Source organism: Roseateles flavus (assembly GCF_039872765.1).
Taxonomy (GTDB): Bacteria; Pseudomonadota; Gammaproteobacteria; order Burkholderiales; family Burkholderiaceae_C; genus Roseateles_B; species Roseateles_B flavus.
In genome coordinates, this window is sequence record NZ_JBDPZC010000001.1 from 816,115 (window position 1) to 831,879 (window position 15,765).

The window sequence follows — 15,765 nt, forward strand, 5'->3', positions numbered from 1 at the left end:
CGAACAGCAGGGAACGGCGTTGATTGTCAGCTCCAATTCAGCCTTGTCACCGCGGCGACAGGGTTAGTGCTTGTGGGTGGCCTGCAACGAACCGGCTAGGCCTTCAGGGGCATCTGTCACAGAATCCAATGCGACTCTTCATTCTTAAAGCAGGAGACAGATTCATGAAGAAGGCTACTCTGGTTCTGGGTTTGCTGGCTGCCAGCGTGAGCGCTGCTTACGCCCAGTCGAGCGTGACGCTCTACGGCATCGTCGACGGCGGTGTGCGCATGACCACGAATGAAGGCGTGGGCGGCAGCGGCTCCATCACTCGCGTGGTGGGTGGCGGCTTCTCCCAGAGTCGTCTGGGCGTCAACGTGACCGAAGACCTCGGTGGCGGCATGAAGGTGCTGGGCAACCTGGAGCACCGCCTGAATCTGGACACCGGCTCGGCCAACCCGGCCCCGCTGCCTTTCTGGATGCAATCCTGGGTCGGCCTGCAAAGCAGCGACTTCGGGCGCGTGACCATCGGCCGCCAGTACAACGTGCTGTTCGATCTGGTCACCAGCACCTACGTTTCCTACCCCTATTCGCCCTATTTCGACGTCTACAAGCCTGAAGTGGGCCTGGCGCTGAGCGCTCGTGCCGACAACATGGTCAAGTACCTGTTCGAGCAGGGCCCCATCCGTGGCGAGCTGCAGTTCTCGGCGGGTGAAGGTGGCGCTGGCCGCACCTTCGGCGGCATCTTGCGCTACTCGGCCGACGGCATCTCCGCCGGCGCGGGCATGCAGGACTACCGCCTGGCCTCGGGTGCCAAGATCAAGGCCACGACCTTCGGCGGCTCCTACAAGATGGGCGACTGGTACCTGAACGCCGGCTGGGGCGAGAACAAGGTGGACGGCACGCCCACCGCGGCAGACGGCGCCACCATTGCCAGCACCCTGCTGTGGGCATCGTTCAACAACGGCGGCACTGGCTACGACGCCGCCCTGGGTGGCAACGCCGCCCTGCTGGGCCTCAAGAAGCGCACGATGTGGACCCTGGGCATGGGCTACCAGATGTCGCCTCAGCTGAACCTGGGTACGCACTTCTACAGCGCCAAGCAGACCGGCGCCGTGTCGGCCCTGGAGCTGAAGGCTACGTTCTGGTCGGCCGTGGCTGACTATGCCCTGTCCAAGCGCACCGACCTGTACGCCGAGATCGACCGCACCTCGCTGACGGGCGACCACGCCAGCCTGAACAGCAGCGCCGGCACGCCCAACAACGCCAAGTCGCGCATGGGTTACACGGTGGGCATCCGCCACCGCTTCTGATCTGCGCACTTCTTCGCGCAATCCAGGGCCCTTCGGGGCCCTTTTTCATCGTGTCTACCGATGTTGTGCATAGCATCACGGCGCTGGGACGCGAAGCAGCTAGTCTTGGCTGCAGCGGGTCTGGAGTAGTACATGAGCGCCTTAAGGAAATGGTTGTTGTTGGGTTGGGTGTTGAGCCTGGTGGCTTGCGCCCATCGCCCCGCCTCTGAGCCGGCCCAGACTGAGCCTGAGGCGGGCAGGGCTGCCTTGCCGCAGGACTGGTCGGTCCGTGAGCTGCCAGGCAAGGCGCGCACGCACTACAGCATGAACGTGCGGGCCAGCCGGCCCTGTGTGCAGGCAAACGCCCGCGGTTCGGCCAGCCTGCTGCGCCGGCGGCTCAGTCTGCCCGTCGAGCAGTTGCAGGAAGTTCGCTTTGAATGGTGGATAGATCGCTTCGAATCCAGCCGGGAGGTGGACGATCCCGACATCGACGACGCGCCGGCGAGCCTGGTGCTGGCCTTCGACGGCGATGTAGGTCAGCTGTCACTGCGCAATCGCATGCTGTTCGAGCTGGCGCAGACCATCATGGGCGAAGCGCCACCCTATGCCACGCTGATGTACGTCTGGGACGCCAAGGCGGCGCCTGGGACGGTCAAGGTCAGTCCGCGCAGCGACCGCATCCGCAAGATCGTCATCGGCTCCGGCCATGACAAGCGGGGCGGCTGGCTCAGCTTCAGCCGCAATGTGGCGGAGGACTACCGGCTGGCCTTTGGCGAGGCGGCTGGTCCGCTGGTCGGGGCGGCGCTGATGACCGATGCCGACAACGGCCATGGCTCTGCGCAGGCCTGCTATGGCCCCGTGCAGTTCCTGGATGCGGCCTACCGGGACCTGCCAGGCAGCCTTCGGTTCTGAGAACCCGCCCGGCGGTGTGACGGCCCTGGTTCAGCGCGCAGGGCTGGATGCAGCCGCTTGGGTGGCTGGCGCCGCGGCGGGAGTCGTGGCCGGGGCCTTTGCCGGTGGCAGGCTCAGGGGGCCCTTCTGCCCGCAGCCCGGAAGCCCCAGCACCGCGCACAGCAGCGACGCCGCCATGACGGCTCGGCGCGACCGCATCGACGGCAGGGCCATGCGGGCCAGGCGGCCCGGCATGGCGACTAAACTGGCATCTTGATCAGTCTTCATAGCTGCAAGTTTATCGGTCATGAGTGCTCTCACCGCCACGCCCCTTGATGATGCCGACTACCACGCGCGCACCGACGCGATCCTGCAAGGCATCGAGTCCCGGATCGACGCCTGGCTGGACGGCGACGTGATCGACATCGACACCCACCGCACCGGAGGGCTGCTGGAGCTCAGTTTCCCCAATCGCAGCAAGATCATCATCAACACACAGCCGCCCCTCCAGGAGCTCTGGGTGGCCGCCAAGGCTGGCGGCTTTCACTTCCGCTACGTGGACGGGCGCTGGCTGGAGCGGGGTGGTCGCGAGTTCCATGCCCTGTTGTCCGAGGAAGCCTCGGCTCAGGCCGGGCTGGCGCTGCGTTTCGAGGCCGTTCAGGCCTGAACGGGGTTGGCGCTTGGTGCGCCGGCATCCGGTCCATGACAAAGGCCGCCCTGGGGCGGCCTTTGTGCTGTGAGGTGCCTGTCGGCGCTCAGCGCCTGAACAGGTCCAGGATGCTTTTCTTTTCCTCGTCGCTCGCGGGGGGCGGAATGCCCGCATCGTTGCTTAGGGCGCGGACGCCCGAGGTGCCGGCGTACTCGTCATAGAACCACTCGCCGTTGACCTGCACCACGCCCTCGGGCGGCGGGATCTCGGCCACGGCGACGTTCTTCAGGGCGAAGCCCATGAACTCGATCCAGACCGGCAGGGACAGGCCACCGCCGGTCTCGCGATCGCCCAGTTTGCGCGGCTGGTCATAGCCGATCCACACCACCGCGACCAGGCTCTGCTGATAGCCGGCGAACCAGGCATCCATGGAATCGTTGGTCGTGCCGGTCTTGCCGTAGATGTCAGGGCGCTTGAGCAGGGCCTGCGCCTTGGCCGCCGTGCCGCTGCGCGTGACCTCCTGCAGCAGGCTGCTCATCAGGAAGGCATTGCGGGGCTCCACCGCCCGGGCGTCGTCGCCCAGGGGGCGGGGCTGGGCCTCGTACAGCACGCGGCCCTTGTGGTCCGTCAGCTTGGCGATCAGCTGGGGCGAGACCCGGTAGCCGCCGTTGGCGAAAACGGCATAGCCCTGCGCCATCTGCATGGGGGTCACCGAGCCGGCCCCCAGTGCCATGGTCAGGTAGGCGGGGTGCTTCTCGGCCTCGAAGCCGAAGCGGGTGATCCAGTCCTGCGCGTAATGCACGCCAATGGACTGCAGCACGCGGATGGACACCATGTTCTTCGATTTGGCCAGCGCCTTGCGCAGCGGCAGGGGGCCGTCGAAGGTGCCGTCATAGTTCTTGGGCTCCCAGGGCTGGCTGCCCGTGGTGGTGGCGTCGAAGAAGAGCGGGGCGTCGTTGACCACCGTGGCGGGCGTGAAGCCCTTCTCGAGGGCCGCCGAGTAGATGAAGGGCTTGAAGCTGGATCCCGGCTGGCGCCACGCCTGGGTGACATGGTTGAACTTGTTCTTGTTGTAGTCGAAGCCGCCGACCATGGCGTGGATGCGCCCGTCCCGCGGGTCCATGGCGACGAAGGCCCCTTCGACTTCGGGCAGCTGGGTGATGCTCCAGTCTCCCTTGGGCAGCTTCAGCACGCGGATGATGGCGCCGCGGCGGATGCGGGTCTTGGGGTTGCCTCGCTCCGACAGGCCGGAGGTGGCCGGCTTGAGGCCCTCGCCGGTGATGGTCAGGCTTTCACCGCTCTGCAGCACGGCCACCACTTTCTTGGGGTCCGCCTCGAGCACGGCGGCGGCCAGCAGCTCGTCGTTGGCCGGGTGGTCGGCCAGCGCTTCGGCGATGCGCACGTCCATGTCCTTGGGGTCGGCCGGCAGGTCGATATAGGCCTCGGGGCCGCGGTAGACCTGGCGACGCTCGAAGTCCATGATGCCCCGGCGAAGTGCGCGGTAGGCCACCATCTGCTCGTCATGGCGCAGGGTCAGGTAGACGTCCAGCCCGCGGCTGTAGGCCTCTTCGCCGTACTGGTTGAAGATCAGCTGGCGTGCGGCCTCGGCCACGTACTCGGCATGGCTGGTCGTGTCGCTGAGCGAGCGGTAGCGCAGCACCTCGCTCTTGGCCTGGGCGTGCTGTTCCTCGGTGATGTAGCCGTTCTCCAGCATGCGATCGATGATGTACTGCTGGCGGATCTTGGCGCGGCGCGGATTGTTGATGGGGTTGTAGGCCGACGGGGCCTTGGGCAGGCCGGCCAGCATGGCGGCCTCGGCCACGGTGATGTCCTTGAGCGGCTTGCCGAAGTAGACCTCGCTGGCGGCCGCAAAACCGTAGGCCTTGTGCCCCAGGAAGATCTGGTTCATGTAGATCTCAAGGATCTGCTCCTTGCTCAGGGCCGATTCGATCTTGAGCGCCAGCAGGATCTCGTAGATCTTGCGCGTCATGGTCTTCTCGGTCGAGAGATAGAAGTTGCGTGCCACCTGCATGGTGATGGTGGAGGCGCCCTGGCTGCGCGCCTCGCCCACATTGGCCAGGCCGGCGCGGATCACGCCCAGATAGTCGACGCCGCCATGCTGGTAGAAGCGCGCATCCTCGATGGCAAGAATGGCTTCCTGCATCACCTTGGGGATGACCTTGATGGGCTGGTAGTTGCGCCGCTCCTCGCCGAACTCGGCCAGCACCACGCCGTCGGAGGAGATGACGCGCAGCGGCAACTTGGGGCGGTAATCCGTCAGGCCCGAGATGTCCGGCAGATTGGGGTAGGCCATGGCCAGGCCCAGTGCCAGCAGCAAGGCGACTGCAGCGGTGCCGCCAAGGGCCAGACCACCGAGCCACATCAGGGGCCGCCAGAGGAATCGGTGGCGCGGTGTGTGGTGACGACGCGACGCCGTCGGGCCATCCTTCGCGTCCATCTCTGGCGTAGTGGACACGTTTGATGATTTGGATTTGCTCATGGGGCTCCAGTGAGGGCAAATCATTATAGAAACGGCACTCTGCTGCGCTTTGAATCACCGCTCCTCCTTTCGAAGGTCTGGAACCGTTACGAAAGGGCTTCTTTTCGGGGACAGATGGGCGTAGAAAGCCGTGTATGTTTCGCAACGTGGTGTTACGTGCTGGCAGCCGTTTTTCGAACGGTGTCATAGGCTTTACTGCTAGCATTCAAGTAACTTATTAACAATCCGACGCCTGCAAAGCGTGTTGGGGGAACCGCGTCATGGGAATTCTTGACGTACTGCTGGGTCGCAAGCATCCGCCCGTGATTGGCTTGGACATCAGCTCATCCAGCGTCAAGCTGGTCGAGCTCAGTCAGAACAAAAATGGCGAGATGGTGCTCGAGCGCTTCGCGATGGAGTCGTTCGAGAAGGGCTGGATCGCCGACGGCCAAATCGAGAAATTCGACGAAGTGGCCGACGCCGTGCGTCGGGTGGTGGCCCGCAGTGGCACCAAGACGCGCGATGCCGTGCTGGCCATGCCTCAATCGGCGGTGATCACCAAGAAGATCATGCTCCCCGCAGGTCTGCGGGAAGAAGAGCTGGAACTCCAGGTCGAAGCCGAGGCGAATCAGTACATTCCGTTCTCGCTGGATGAAGTCAGCCTGGACTTCTGCGTGCTGGGCCCCAGCCCCACATCGGTCGGCGATGTGGAGGTGCTGATCGCCGCCTCGCGCAAGGACAAGGTGCAGGACCGTCAGGGTCTGGCCGAGGCCGCTGGCCTGCGTCCCGTGGTGCTGGACATCGAATCCCACGCCTCGCGTCTGGCCATGGGCCGCCTGGTTGCCGCCCTGCCGGGCGAAGGCAAGGATGCCCTGGTGGCGCTGTTCGAGATCGGAGCGGACACCACCAGCCTGAAGGTGCTGCGTGACGATGAAATGCTCTACGACCGCGATCAGGCCTTTGGCGGCTCGCAGCTGACGCAGCTCATCTCGCGCCAGTACGGTTTCTCCTTCGAGGAGGCCGAGCAGAAGAAGCTGGCCAATGAACTGCCCGAGGACTTCGAGACCGTGGTGCTGCAGCCCTTCGTGGACAGCCTGTCCCAGGAGATCGGCCGTGCGCTGCAGTACTTCTTCACCAGCACCCCGCATCACAAGGTGCACTACGTGATGCTGGCTGGCGGGACCGCCACGCTGCCCGGGCTCAAGGATCGTGTCACTGAGCTGACCGGCTTTGCCTGCATGGTGGTCAACCCATTCGAGAGCATGGAGCTGGGCTCTGCCGTGCGCGAGTCCAAGCTTCGTCGTGAGGCTCCGGCTTACCTGACCGCCTGCGGGCTTGCGATGCGGAGGTTCTTCCAGTGATTTTGATCAACCTCCTTCCGCATCGTGCGGAGAAGCGCAAGCGTCGCAAGACGACCTTCTTCGTCTGGCTGGGTTTGTCGGTGGTCTTCGGCGGGCTGATTGTCGGCGCCGGGCTGCTGCTGCTTCAGCAACTGACGGACCAGCAGATTGCCCGCAACGAATACTTGAAGCGCGAGAACAAGCTGCTGGATGACCAGATCAAGGACATCGCCACCCTCAAGGCTGAGATCGAGGGCCTGAAGTCCCGCCAGAAGGCCGTCGAGGATCTGCAGACGGATCGCAACATGCCGGTGCACCTGCTCAACGAGCTGGTGCGGCAAGTGCCCGAAGGCATCTTCCTGACCAGCATCCGTCAGCTTGACAAAGTGGTGACCGTCAACGGTCTGGCTCAGACCCAGGACCGGGTCTCGGAGTTCATCCGCAATACCTCGCGGTCTTCCGAGTGGCTCTTCAATCCGGATCTCGTTGAAATCCGTCAGGCCGCTGTCGTGAACTCCAAGGACCAGAAGCGGCTGTTCGAATTCACGATGCGTGTCTCCATCAAGGCTCCGGTGGCGGAAACGCCGGCCAAGGGGCAGCCTCCCAAGAAGCCCTGACGACATGGCCAAGAACTCATCCGCCAAATTCGATCTGAACGTCTGGTTCCAAGAGGTCCAGGATCAGTTCAGGGGACTCAACCCGCAGGAGCCGGGCCAGTGGCCCTTGGCGCCGCGCCTGCTGGCTTTCCTGGTCGCGGCTGCGCTGGCTGTGACGGCCGGCTGGTTCCTGGTGCTGGCTGACGCCCAGACGGCCCTGGACGCCGAAGCGGCCAAGGAACCGGGCCTGCGCCAGGACTTTCGGAACAAGCTGATCCAGGCTGTGAACCTGCCCGAACTGCGCAAGCAGAAGAGCCAGGTCGAGGAATACGTGAATCAGCTGGAGAAGCAACTGCCGGGCAAGGCTGACATGGATGCCCTGCTGTCGGACATCAACAACGCCGGTGTGGGCCGAGGCCTGCAGTTCGAGCTCTTCCGCCCCGGTGCGGAAGTGGTGCGGGACTACTATGCGGAGAAGCCCATTTCGCTCAAGGTGTCGGGCCGATATCACGATATTGGCTCCTTCGCCGCTGACATTGCCAACCTGTCGCGCATCGTGACGCTCAGCAACGTCAACCTCACCGCCATTCAAGCGCGGGATTCCGGCGTCTCTGGCGCCCTCACCATGGAAGCCATGGCGCGGACCTACCGATATCTGGACGCGGGCGAAGTCGCCGAGCAACGCAAGGGCAAGGCGGGCGCCGGTTCGGGAGCCAAGAAATGAAGCGCCTGACAGTCATCACCTTGAGCCTGACGGCATTGAGCCTCAGCGGCTGCGGCAACGACCTGTCCGAACTGCAGGACTGGACTGCCCAGCAGCGACGCGAGACGCGTGCCACCGTGCAGCCGCTGGCGGCGCCGAAGAAGTTCTCGCCTGAGCCCTACGATGCGGCATTGAGCGTGGACCCGTTCAGCACCCAGAAGCTGCGCGTCGCAGTCAAGCAGGAAGCGGCGCAGCCGAATTCCCTGCTCACGGCGGAAATGAACCGGCGCAAGGAACCGTTGGAATCCTTCCCCCTTGATTCGATGGTCATGGTGGGCAGCCTGGTGCGTCAGGGGCGTCCATTTGCGCTGCTGAAAGTGGACGCGCTTTTGTACCAGGTCAAGCAAGGTGACCATCTCGGTCTCAACTTCGGGCGGATCACCCAGATTTCCGAAACCGAGATCACCCTGCGGGAAGTCGTCCAGGACGCTGCGGGCGAATGGATAGAACGCACAAGCACCCTCCAGTTGCAGGAGAAGGGACGATGAAGAATTTGTCGGAGATGAGCGGTATGACTCAATGGCGTCGGTGGGCGGTTGGCGTAGTGGCGGTGGCCTTGCTGCCGCTTCAGGCTTGGGCGCAAAACGCCATCAAGTCCATCAGCACTATGCAGCAATCGGGCGTGGAAGTCGTTCGAATCGAGCTCAATGAGAGCTTGAAAGAGATCCCCGCAGGTTTCGTGGTGCAGGCGCCTCCCCGCATTGCGCTGGATCTGCCGGGCATTGCCAACGGCATGGGGCGCAACACGGTGGAAATCAACGCAGGCAATCTGCGTTCCGCCAGCGTCGCCCAGGCAGGTGAGCGCACACGTGTGGTGCTGAACCTGCGACAGGCTTCCAGCTACCGTGCGCAACTCGACAACAAGGCACTGCTGGTGATCCTTGAGAACGGGGCGACGCAGACTGCGGCGGTGGCTTCGCCATCGAAGCCGGCCGAACCCTTGCATTTCGCTCCCAGCCTCAATGCCGCCAGCCAAACCCTGCGCGATATTGACTTCCGCCGCGGTACGGATGGCGCGGGTCGCGTGGTCATCAGCCTGCCGAGCAACCAGGTGGGGGTGGACATCCAGCAGCAGGGGCAAAGCCTGGTGCTGGAGTTCCCCAAGACCAGCCTGCCGCCCGAGCTTCGCCGTCGCCTTGACGTGGCCGACTTCGGCAGTCCCGTGCAGTACGTGAGTGCCAGCCAGGTGGGTGACAAGGTCCGCGTGGTCGTGGAACCCAAGGGTGTCTGGGAGCACAGCGCCTACCAGAGCGACAACCAGTTCGTCCTGGAGGTGCGTCCTCAGAAGGTCGATCCCAACAAGCTGGTGCAAGGCCCCGGCTTCGCGGGCGACAAGCTGTCGCTGAACTTCCAGAGCATCGAAGTGCGCGCGCTGCTGCAGGTCATTGCCGATTTCACCAACTTCAACGTGGTGACCAGCGACACCGTGACCGGCAACGTAACCCTGCGCCTGAAGGATGTGCCCTGGGATCAGGCCCTGGACATCATCCTGCAGGCCCGCGGCCTGGGGCTGCGCAAGTCCGGCAATGTGCTGTGGATTGCACCCAAGGAAGAGCTGGCCAACAAGGAAAAGGCCGACCTCGAAGCCAAGGCCCAGCTGGCTCAGCTGGAGCCCCTGCGCACGCAGTCCTTCCAGCTGAACTACGTCAAGGCTGAGGACATCCTGAAGGGCCTGACGGGTACGAGCAGCGGTGGGGGCGCCAACTCCCGCATCCTGTCGCCGCGCGGCAGCGTGATCTCCGAGTCCCGGACCAACCAGCTGTTTGTCAATGACACCTCCAGCAAGCTGGAGGAAGTTCAAGCCTTGATTGCCAAGATCGACATCCCGGTTCGCCAGGTGCTGATCGAGGCACGCATCGTGGAGGCGGATGACAGCTTCGGCCGCTCCCTGGGCGTGAAGCTGGGCGTCAACGACGTGCGGGCGTCGCAAGGCGGCATTCCCGGCTACAACATGGGTGGCAACAACTATGTGGCCATCGGCGGCAACTACAACGCCGTTGGCGGTCAGACCCTGCAGCCCGGTGCCACGCGTACCTACAACGATACGCAGCTGATCAGCCTGCCGGCACCGAGCGTGCTGGGCGGGGCGCCCCAGACCTTCGCGCTGACGCTGTTCAACGCCACCGCCAACCGCTTCCTGAACCTGGAGTTGTCGGCCCTGGAGGCAGATGGCCGCGGCAAGATCGTGTCCAGCCCCCGTGTGGTGACGGCAGACCAGGCCAAGGCACTGATCGAGCAGGGTGAGGAAATTCCTTATCAGCAGGCGACCTCGGCAGGCGCGACGGCCGTGACTTTCAAGAAGGCTGTGTTGAAGCTTGAAGTGGTGCCGCAGATCACGCCCGAGGGCAACGTCATCCTGGACGTTGATGTCAACAAGGACAGTCGTGGCGTTCTCACGCCCCAGGGCTATGCCATCAACAACAAGCATGTGAAGACTCAGGTGCTGGTTGAGAATGGCGGCACTGTCGTGCTGGGTGGCATCTTCACCCAGGAAGAGCACGAGGACGTGAAGAAGGTGCCGTTCCTAGGCGACGTGCCGGTGGTTGGCAATCTGTTCAAGAACAGGGCCAAGACCTCGAGCAAGACGGAATTGCTGATCTTCATCACCCCCAAGGTGGTGACGGATCGGGTGAGCGGAAAATAAGTGCTACTGGTGCCTCGCACAGCGCGTGGCACCCTAGGAGAGTGAAATGTTGAAGTTGTTCCGAGGACTTGGCTCGCGGTGGTTGCAAGGCCTGATGGGTCTGGCCATGGTGACGAGCCTGGTGGCTTGTGGCGGGGGAGGCAGCGCGGGATCGCCCGTGCTTGGCGGTGGTGGCACTGGCGGTACGACAACGCCTGCGCCCAAGGTCAGCCTGAGCCTGTCGTCTGATACCGTTGCGCTGGCCTCGCCGGCCACGGTGACCGCCGTGTTCAAGGATGCAACCGGCGGTGCAATCAGCGGGCAGGTGGTCACCTTCACCACCACGGGCGGCCTCGGCGTGTTCAGCGCTGCGACGGCCCTGACGGATGCCAGCGGCGTGGCGTCGGTCACTCTGTCTCCCAAGGACAGCACCAGCACCGGCGCTGACACGGTGACGGCCTCGGTGACCTACAACAACGCGACCTACAGCGCGTCGGCCGGCTTCAAGCTGACCGCCACGACGGTCACCATTGCTTCGGTAACGTCGGACATCACGGCCCTGGGTGCCTACGCCCAGACCTCCATCAACGTCACCCTGGCAGGCACGAGTTCCGCGACGCCTGTGAAGGTCACCATCGCCTCGCAGTGCGTGACCAGCGGCCGTGCGACGCTGGTGCCGGCGGACGTGACCACCACGACCGGCTCGGCCAGCTTCACCTACCGTGACAATGGCTGCGGCGCCTACCAGAAGGAAGACAACCTGCAGATCGCGGTGGTCGGCACGACGCAACTGGCCTCGCTCAAGTTCAGCCTGAGCTCGCCGGCTGTCGCCAGCATCTCCTTCATTTCCTCGTCGCCGCAGAGCATCTACCTGCGCGGGTCCGGCTATGTCGAGAACTCCGACGTCAAGTTCCAGGTCAAGGATGCCAGCGGCCAGGGCGTGCCCGAGCAGCTGGTGGTGCTGGAGCCGACCACGCTGGCCGGCGGCCTGCTGATCGAGGGCGGCAGTGCCCCCGTGACCAAGAAGACCGATTCCAAGGGTGAAGTTACCGTCCGCATCAATTCGGGCACGGTGCCGACCCCGGTTCGCGTCAAGGCCACGCTGAAGGACAGCGCCATTGCGACGGTATCCAGCAGCCTGTCGATCGCCGTGGGCCTGCCTTCGCAGCTGCGCTTCTCGGTGGCCCCGGCGGCTTTCAACATCGAAGCCTACGACTTTGACGGCACGCCCAACAACTACACCGTCATCGCTTCGGACCGCCTGGGCAACCCCGTTCCGGATGGTACGGCGATCAACTTCGTGACCGAGTCCGGTCAGATCGAGGCCCTGAAGTTCACCTCCCTGACCGGCGGGATCGCCAAGGCGACTGCTGCGACGGCCTCGAACGGTCAGCGTCCGCTGGATGGTCGTGTGACGATGGTGGCCTACGCCCTGGGCGAGGAGTCCTTCATCGACCGCAACGGCAACAACATCTACGACAAGGCCGGCGAGAACGGTGCTACCCAGGATGAAGACTTCCAAGATCTGGGCGACATCTTCCTGGACCGCCTCTACAACGGCAAGTTCGATGTCGAGAAGGATCAGTTCCTGTCGCTGTCCCTGGGTGGCAACAAGGAATGCAAGGAAGGCAACGACAGCGTTCTGAAGCTGATCAAGGATCCGGCGACCGGACGCCAGCTCGAAATCTATCCGTCGCGCCCCGGTTCTTGCGACCAAGCTTGGGGTCGTGCCTATGTGCGCCAGGCGGTCCAGACGGTCTGGTCGCGTTCCACAGCGAATCCGATGTGGGGCACCAAGAACCATCCCAATGCAGCGGCATCTTCGCTTGCGGCCTGCCCGACTGCGGCCACTCGTCTGTATGACTACGACACCAATGGCCAGCCGATGAACGCTGTCCTGTATCCGGTGTCGGGCACGCAGCTGTATTCGATGCCTGGTCAGTCCACCATCTCCTTCTACGTCTCGGATTCGAACGAGGTCGCGTTCAATCCGGTGGCGGCGGGATCGGTCGTCTCGGCGTCGGCAACGGACGGCATGTCAGTTTCCATCGCCGCGGGTTCGCCGATTCCCAGCACGACGGCACCCAGCGTCGTTGTGGTGAACTACAAGTTCGACAACGTGAATTCAGGCGTCATCACGGTCAAGGTTCAGTCGCCCCTGGGGGTTGTCAGCGCCCATGGCATCTACGTGACGACGGTTGCCAAGCCGGACGGCTACGTCAACTGCACCCCTTGATCGTTTCCCTCGTCGGCATGCCCGGCGGTGGCAAGTCCACCGTCGGGCGTAGTCTTTCCCGGCAGGCCGGGATGCGCTTTGTCGACTCCGACACCGAGATCGAGAAGCAGCTGGGCGAAAGCATCCGCAGCTTCTTCGACCGCGAGGGCGAAGCCCGGTTCCGCGACATCGAGCAGGCCGTGATTGCCGACCTGCTGCAGCGCCCGGGCGACATGGTCCTGGCGACCGGCGGCGGGGCCGTTCTGCGCGAGGCCAACCGCCTGGCGCTGCGCCAGCAGTCCACCGTGCTGTACCTGCGCTCGACGCCCGAAGAGCTGTTCCGGCGTTTGCGGCACGACACCCAGCGCCCCCTGCTGCAGGTGAAGGACCCCCTCCAGAAGCTGCGCGAGCTCTATGCGCAGCGCGATCCCCTCTACCGAACGACTGCCCACTACACCATCGAGGTAGGCCGCCCGTCCGTGGCGACCCTGGTCAATATGGTGCTGATGCAGCTGGAGTTGGCGGGCCTGATCTCTGCAGAGCGCGTAGCCGCCACCGTGGGCGCCGGGCGTGGGGACGAAGAGCAAGCCTGAGATCGGCACAGTCGAAGGCGTGTCTGTTCTTCGGGCCGTACACTCGGCCGATATGAACGCCACTCCCTCCAGCCCGGGCGCTGCCGGGCTCGCTGCTGCCGGCCATCTCCGGGTCCCCATCGCCCTGGATGACCGCAGCTATGACATCCACATCGGCCGCAGCCTGCTGACCAATGCCAGCAGCTGGGAGGGCCTTCCCAAGGCTCGATGCGCCGTGATCGTCAGCAACGAGACCGTCGCCCCGCTGTATCTCGAGACCGTGGCCGCCCGCCTGCGCGATCACTACGCGCAGGTCCTGTCCGTCGTGCTGCCCGATGGTGAGCAGTACAAGGGCTGGGACGCCATCGAGCGCATCGCGTCCACCCTGCTGGAGGCCGCAGCCGATCGCAAGACGGTGCTCTTCGCACTGGGCGGCGGCGTGATCGGTGACATGACCGGCTTTGCGGCGGCCATCTACATGCGTGGCGTGCCCTTCGTCCAGATTCCCACCACCCTGCTGGCCCAGGTCGATTCCTCCGTGGGAGGCAAGACCGCCATCAACCATGCCCTGGGCAAGAACATGCTGGGCGCCTTCTACCAGCCGCAGCGCGTCATCGCTGACCTCGACACGCTCCGTACCCTGCCGGATCGGGAGCTGTCTGCCGGCCTGGCCGAGGTGATCAAGTACGGGCCCATCGCCGACGCCAATTTCCTGGCCTGGCTGGAGGCCAACATGGATGCGCTCCGGGCGCGTGATCCCTCGGCACTGGCCTACGCGGTGCAGCGCAGCTGCGAGATCAAGGCCTGGGTCGTGGGCCAGGACGAGCGCGAGTCAGGCCTGCGAGCCATCCTCAACTTCGGTCACACCTTTGGCCATGCCATCGAGACCGGCCTTGGCTACGGCGAGTGGCTGCATGGCGAGGCCGTGGGCTGCGGCATGGTCATGGCCAGTGATCTGTCCGTTCGGCTGGGACTCATGCCGCCCGAGTTCCTGGCCCGCATGACGGCCCTCATCGGCCGGGCCGGCCTGCCGGCGAAGGCGCCGGCCTCGATCGGTGTCGAGCGCTTCTTGAACCTGATGCGGGTCGACAAGAAAGCCGAAGATGGCGAGATCCGCTTCGTGCTGATCGAACGCCTGGGGCAGGCGGTGATGCGCAGCGCCCCGGATGCCCTGGTGACCGACGTCATCCGGCAGCACAGCGCCTGAGCCTTGAAAGACCGTTGCGCATGACCCTGAAGCCCTACGCCTGCCATGCCAACGCCTCCCGCGGTCGCCGCTTCCCGGAGCCGGCTGCGCCCACGCGCAGCGAATTCCAGCGCGACCGCGACCGCATCGTCCACAGCTCCGCCTTTCGCCGCCTGGTCTACAAGACCCAGGTCTTCCTCAACCATGAAGGCGACCTGTTCCGCACGCGGCTGACACACTCGCTGGAGGTGGCCCAGCTGGGGCGCTCCATTGGCCGCAGCCTGGGCCTGGACGAGGACCTGATCGAGACCGTGGCCCTGGCCCATGACCTGGGCCACACCCCTTTCGGCCATGCCGGCCAGGATGTTCTCGACGATTGCATGAAGGCCCATGGCGGCTTCGAGCACAACCTGCAGAGCCTGCGTGTTGTGGACCATCTGGAGCAACGCTACCCGGCCTTCGACGGGCTCAACCTCACGTTCGAGAGCCGGGAGGGCATCCTCAAGCACTGCGCGCGGCGCAATGCGGAGCAGCTCGAGGCGCGCGAACCCGGCGGCATCGCACAGCGCTTCCTCCGCGGCGGCCAGCCCAGCCTCGAGGCCCAGCTCTGCAACCTGGCGGACGAGGTGGCCTACAACGCCCACGATATCGATGACGGTGTGCGCTCCGGGCTGCTGACACTGGAACAACTGGAATCGGTGCCCCTGGTGCAGCACTACCTGCGTGAGACGCTGGCTGCCTATCCCGCCCTCCAGGGCAAGCGCCTGCTGTTCGAGACCATCCGCCGCATGCTGTCGCAGCAGGTCTACGACATCATCGAGGCCAGCGAAGCCGCCCTGGCTGAGCACAGACCGTGCGATGTCGACGCCGTCCGGCGGGCGCCCCCCCTGATCCGCTTCACGCCGGCCATGCGCCAGGCCAGCACCGAGCTCAAGCGCTTCCTCTTCGCCAACCTGTACCGGCATGCCCAGGTCCGCGACACCCGCCAACGGGCGGAGACCGTCCTCCGGGACCTGTTCGCCGCCTATCTGCAGGACCGCCAGCACCTGCCGCCGGACTTCGCAGAGCAGATGGACCACCCGCGCGCCTGTGCCGACTACATCGCCGGCATGACCGACCGCTTCGCTCTGAAAGAGCACGAAAGGCTGACGGGGCAGCGTCTTTTTGCCTGAGCTGCCTT

The 15,765-nt window shown here is 64.6% G+C and carries 14 protein-coding genes; 12 read left to right on the forward strand and 2 right to left on the reverse strand.

The window, feature by feature from the left end; translation table 11 throughout:
- The first annotated feature begins 164 nt into the window (after positions 1-164).
- Complete coding sequence (locus ABDJ40_RS03655; protein WP_347606202.1) at positions 165-1,292, forward strand: porin; 1,128 nt, start codon at positions 165-167, stop codon at positions 1,290-1,292.
- A 246-nt stretch (positions 1,293-1,538) separates the two neighbouring features.
- On the forward strand, positions 1,539-2,183 hold the full coding sequence (locus tag ABDJ40_RS03660; RefSeq protein ID WP_347606205.1) for a DUF3047 domain-containing protein: 645 nt from the start codon (positions 1,539-1,541) through the stop codon (positions 2,181-2,183).
- 30 nt (positions 2,184-2,213) lie between these two features.
- Here ABDJ40_RS03660 and lptM read toward each other — a convergent pair whose 3' ends face one another.
- Complete coding sequence (gene lptM / locus ABDJ40_RS03665; RefSeq protein WP_347606208.1) at positions 2,214-2,471, reverse strand: LPS translocon maturation chaperone LptM; 258 nt, start codon at positions 2,469-2,471, stop codon at positions 2,214-2,216.
- Between lptM and cyaY the strand changes: the two genes are divergently transcribed.
- The gene (gene cyaY, locus ABDJ40_RS03670; RefSeq protein WP_347606211.1) at positions 2,470-2,829 is read left to right on the forward strand and encodes an iron donor protein CyaY; all 360 of its coding nucleotides are present in this window, start codon (positions 2,470-2,472) and stop codon (positions 2,827-2,829) included. The genes lptM and cyaY overlap by 2 nt on opposite strands.
- Positions 2,830-2,917: 88 nt before the next feature.
- On the opposite strand, the gene ABDJ40_RS03675 is transcribed toward cyaY, so the two are convergent.
- Positions 2,918-5,269 carry a penicillin-binding protein 1A gene (locus ABDJ40_RS03675; protein WP_430765603.1) on the reverse strand — a complete coding sequence of 784 codons (2,352 nt, stop codon included), beginning with the start codon at positions 5,267-5,269 and terminating at the stop codon, positions 2,918-2,920.
- Between the two features lie 302 nt (positions 5,270-5,571).
- Between ABDJ40_RS03675 and ABDJ40_RS03680 the strand changes: the two genes are divergently transcribed.
- The 9 genes from ABDJ40_RS03680 to ABDJ40_RS03720 are packed head-to-tail and all read left to right on the forward strand — an operon-like array spanning position 5,572 to position 15,757.
- Positions 5,572-6,651 (forward strand): pilus assembly protein PilM, encoded by a 1,080-nt coding sequence (locus tag ABDJ40_RS03680; RefSeq protein ID WP_269631779.1) that lies wholly within the window; start codon positions 5,572-5,574, stop codon positions 6,649-6,651.
- Positions 6,648-7,247: a PilN domain-containing protein gene (locus tag ABDJ40_RS03685; RefSeq protein WP_347606218.1), complete on the forward strand. Its 600-nt coding sequence runs from the start codon at positions 6,648-6,650 to the stop codon at positions 7,245-7,247. Before ABDJ40_RS03680 ends, ABDJ40_RS03685 begins: the two co-directional genes overlap by 4 nt.
- Before the next feature lie 4 nt (positions 7,248-7,251).
- Positions 7,252-7,950 carry a type IV pilus inner membrane component PilO gene (locus ABDJ40_RS03690; RefSeq protein ID WP_347606221.1) on the forward strand — a complete coding sequence of 233 codons (699 nt, stop codon included), beginning with the start codon at positions 7,252-7,254 and terminating at the stop codon, positions 7,948-7,950.
- Positions 7,947-8,477, forward strand: coding sequence for a pilus assembly protein PilP (locus ABDJ40_RS03695; RefSeq protein WP_269631776.1), 531 nt, complete (start codon positions 7,947-7,949; stop codon positions 8,475-8,477). Before ABDJ40_RS03690 ends, ABDJ40_RS03695 begins: the two co-directional genes overlap by 4 nt.
- A gap of 14 nt (positions 8,478-8,491) precedes the next feature.
- Complete coding sequence (locus tag ABDJ40_RS03700; protein WP_430765587.1) at positions 8,492-10,633, forward strand: type IV pilus secretin PilQ; 2,142 nt, start codon at positions 8,492-8,494, stop codon at positions 10,631-10,633.
- A 46-nt stretch (positions 10,634-10,679) separates the two neighbouring features.
- Positions 10,680-12,848, forward strand: a complete 2,169-nt coding sequence (locus ABDJ40_RS03705) for an Ig-like domain-containing protein (protein WP_347606225.1) — start codon at positions 10,680-10,682, stop codon at positions 12,846-12,848.
- Complete coding sequence (locus ABDJ40_RS03710; RefSeq protein ID WP_347606228.1) at positions 12,845-13,420, forward strand: shikimate kinase; 576 nt, start codon at positions 12,845-12,847, stop codon at positions 13,418-13,420. The genes ABDJ40_RS03705 and ABDJ40_RS03710 overlap by 4 nt, the downstream gene beginning before the upstream one ends.
- Before the next feature lie 52 nt (positions 13,421-13,472).
- Positions 13,473-14,606, forward strand: coding sequence for a 3-dehydroquinate synthase (gene aroB / locus ABDJ40_RS03715; protein WP_347606231.1), 1,134 nt, complete (start codon positions 13,473-13,475; stop codon positions 14,604-14,606).
- A 20-nt stretch (positions 14,607-14,626) separates the two neighbouring features.
- Entirely contained in the window at positions 14,627-15,757 is a 1,131-nt protein-coding gene (locus ABDJ40_RS03720; protein ID WP_347606234.1) for a deoxyguanosinetriphosphate triphosphohydrolase, read from the forward strand.
- Positions 15,758-15,765 lie beyond the last annotated feature (8 nt).

Coding starts and splice junctions, on each gene's coding strand:
- ABDJ40_RS03655 (WP_347606202.1), top strand. CDS start 165: ATGAAGAAGGCTACTCTGGTTCTGGGTTTGCTGGCTGCCAGCGTGAGC.
- cyaY (WP_347606211.1), top strand. CDS start 2,470: ATGAGTGCTCTCACCGCCACGCCCCTTGATGATGCCGACTACCACGCG.
- lptM (WP_347606208.1), bottom strand. CDS start 2,471: ATGACCGATAAACTTGCAGCTATGAAGACTGATCAAGATGCCAGTTTA.
- ABDJ40_RS03675 (WP_430765603.1), bottom strand. CDS start 5,269: ATGGACGCGAAGGATGGCCCGACGGCGTCGCGTCGTCACCACACACCG.
- ABDJ40_RS03680 (WP_269631779.1), top strand. CDS start 5,572: ATGGGAATTCTTGACGTACTGCTGGGTCGCAAGCATCCGCCCGTGATT.
- ABDJ40_RS03690 (WP_347606221.1), top strand. CDS start 7,252: ATGGCCAAGAACTCATCCGCCAAATTCGATCTGAACGTCTGGTTCCAA.
- ABDJ40_RS03695 (WP_269631776.1), top strand. CDS start 7,947: ATGAAGCGCCTGACAGTCATCACCTTGAGCCTGACGGCATTGAGCCTC.
- ABDJ40_RS03700 (WP_430765587.1), top strand. CDS start 8,492: ATGAGCGGTATGACTCAATGGCGTCGGTGGGCGGTTGGCGTAGTGGCG.
- ABDJ40_RS03705 (WP_347606225.1), top strand. CDS start 10,680: ATGTTGAAGTTGTTCCGAGGACTTGGCTCGCGGTGGTTGCAAGGCCTG.
- aroB (WP_347606231.1), top strand. CDS start 13,473: ATGAACGCCACTCCCTCCAGCCCGGGCGCTGCCGGGCTCGCTGCTGCC.
- ABDJ40_RS03720 (WP_347606234.1), top strand. CDS start 14,627: ATGACCCTGAAGCCCTACGCCTGCCATGCCAACGCCTCCCGCGGTCGC.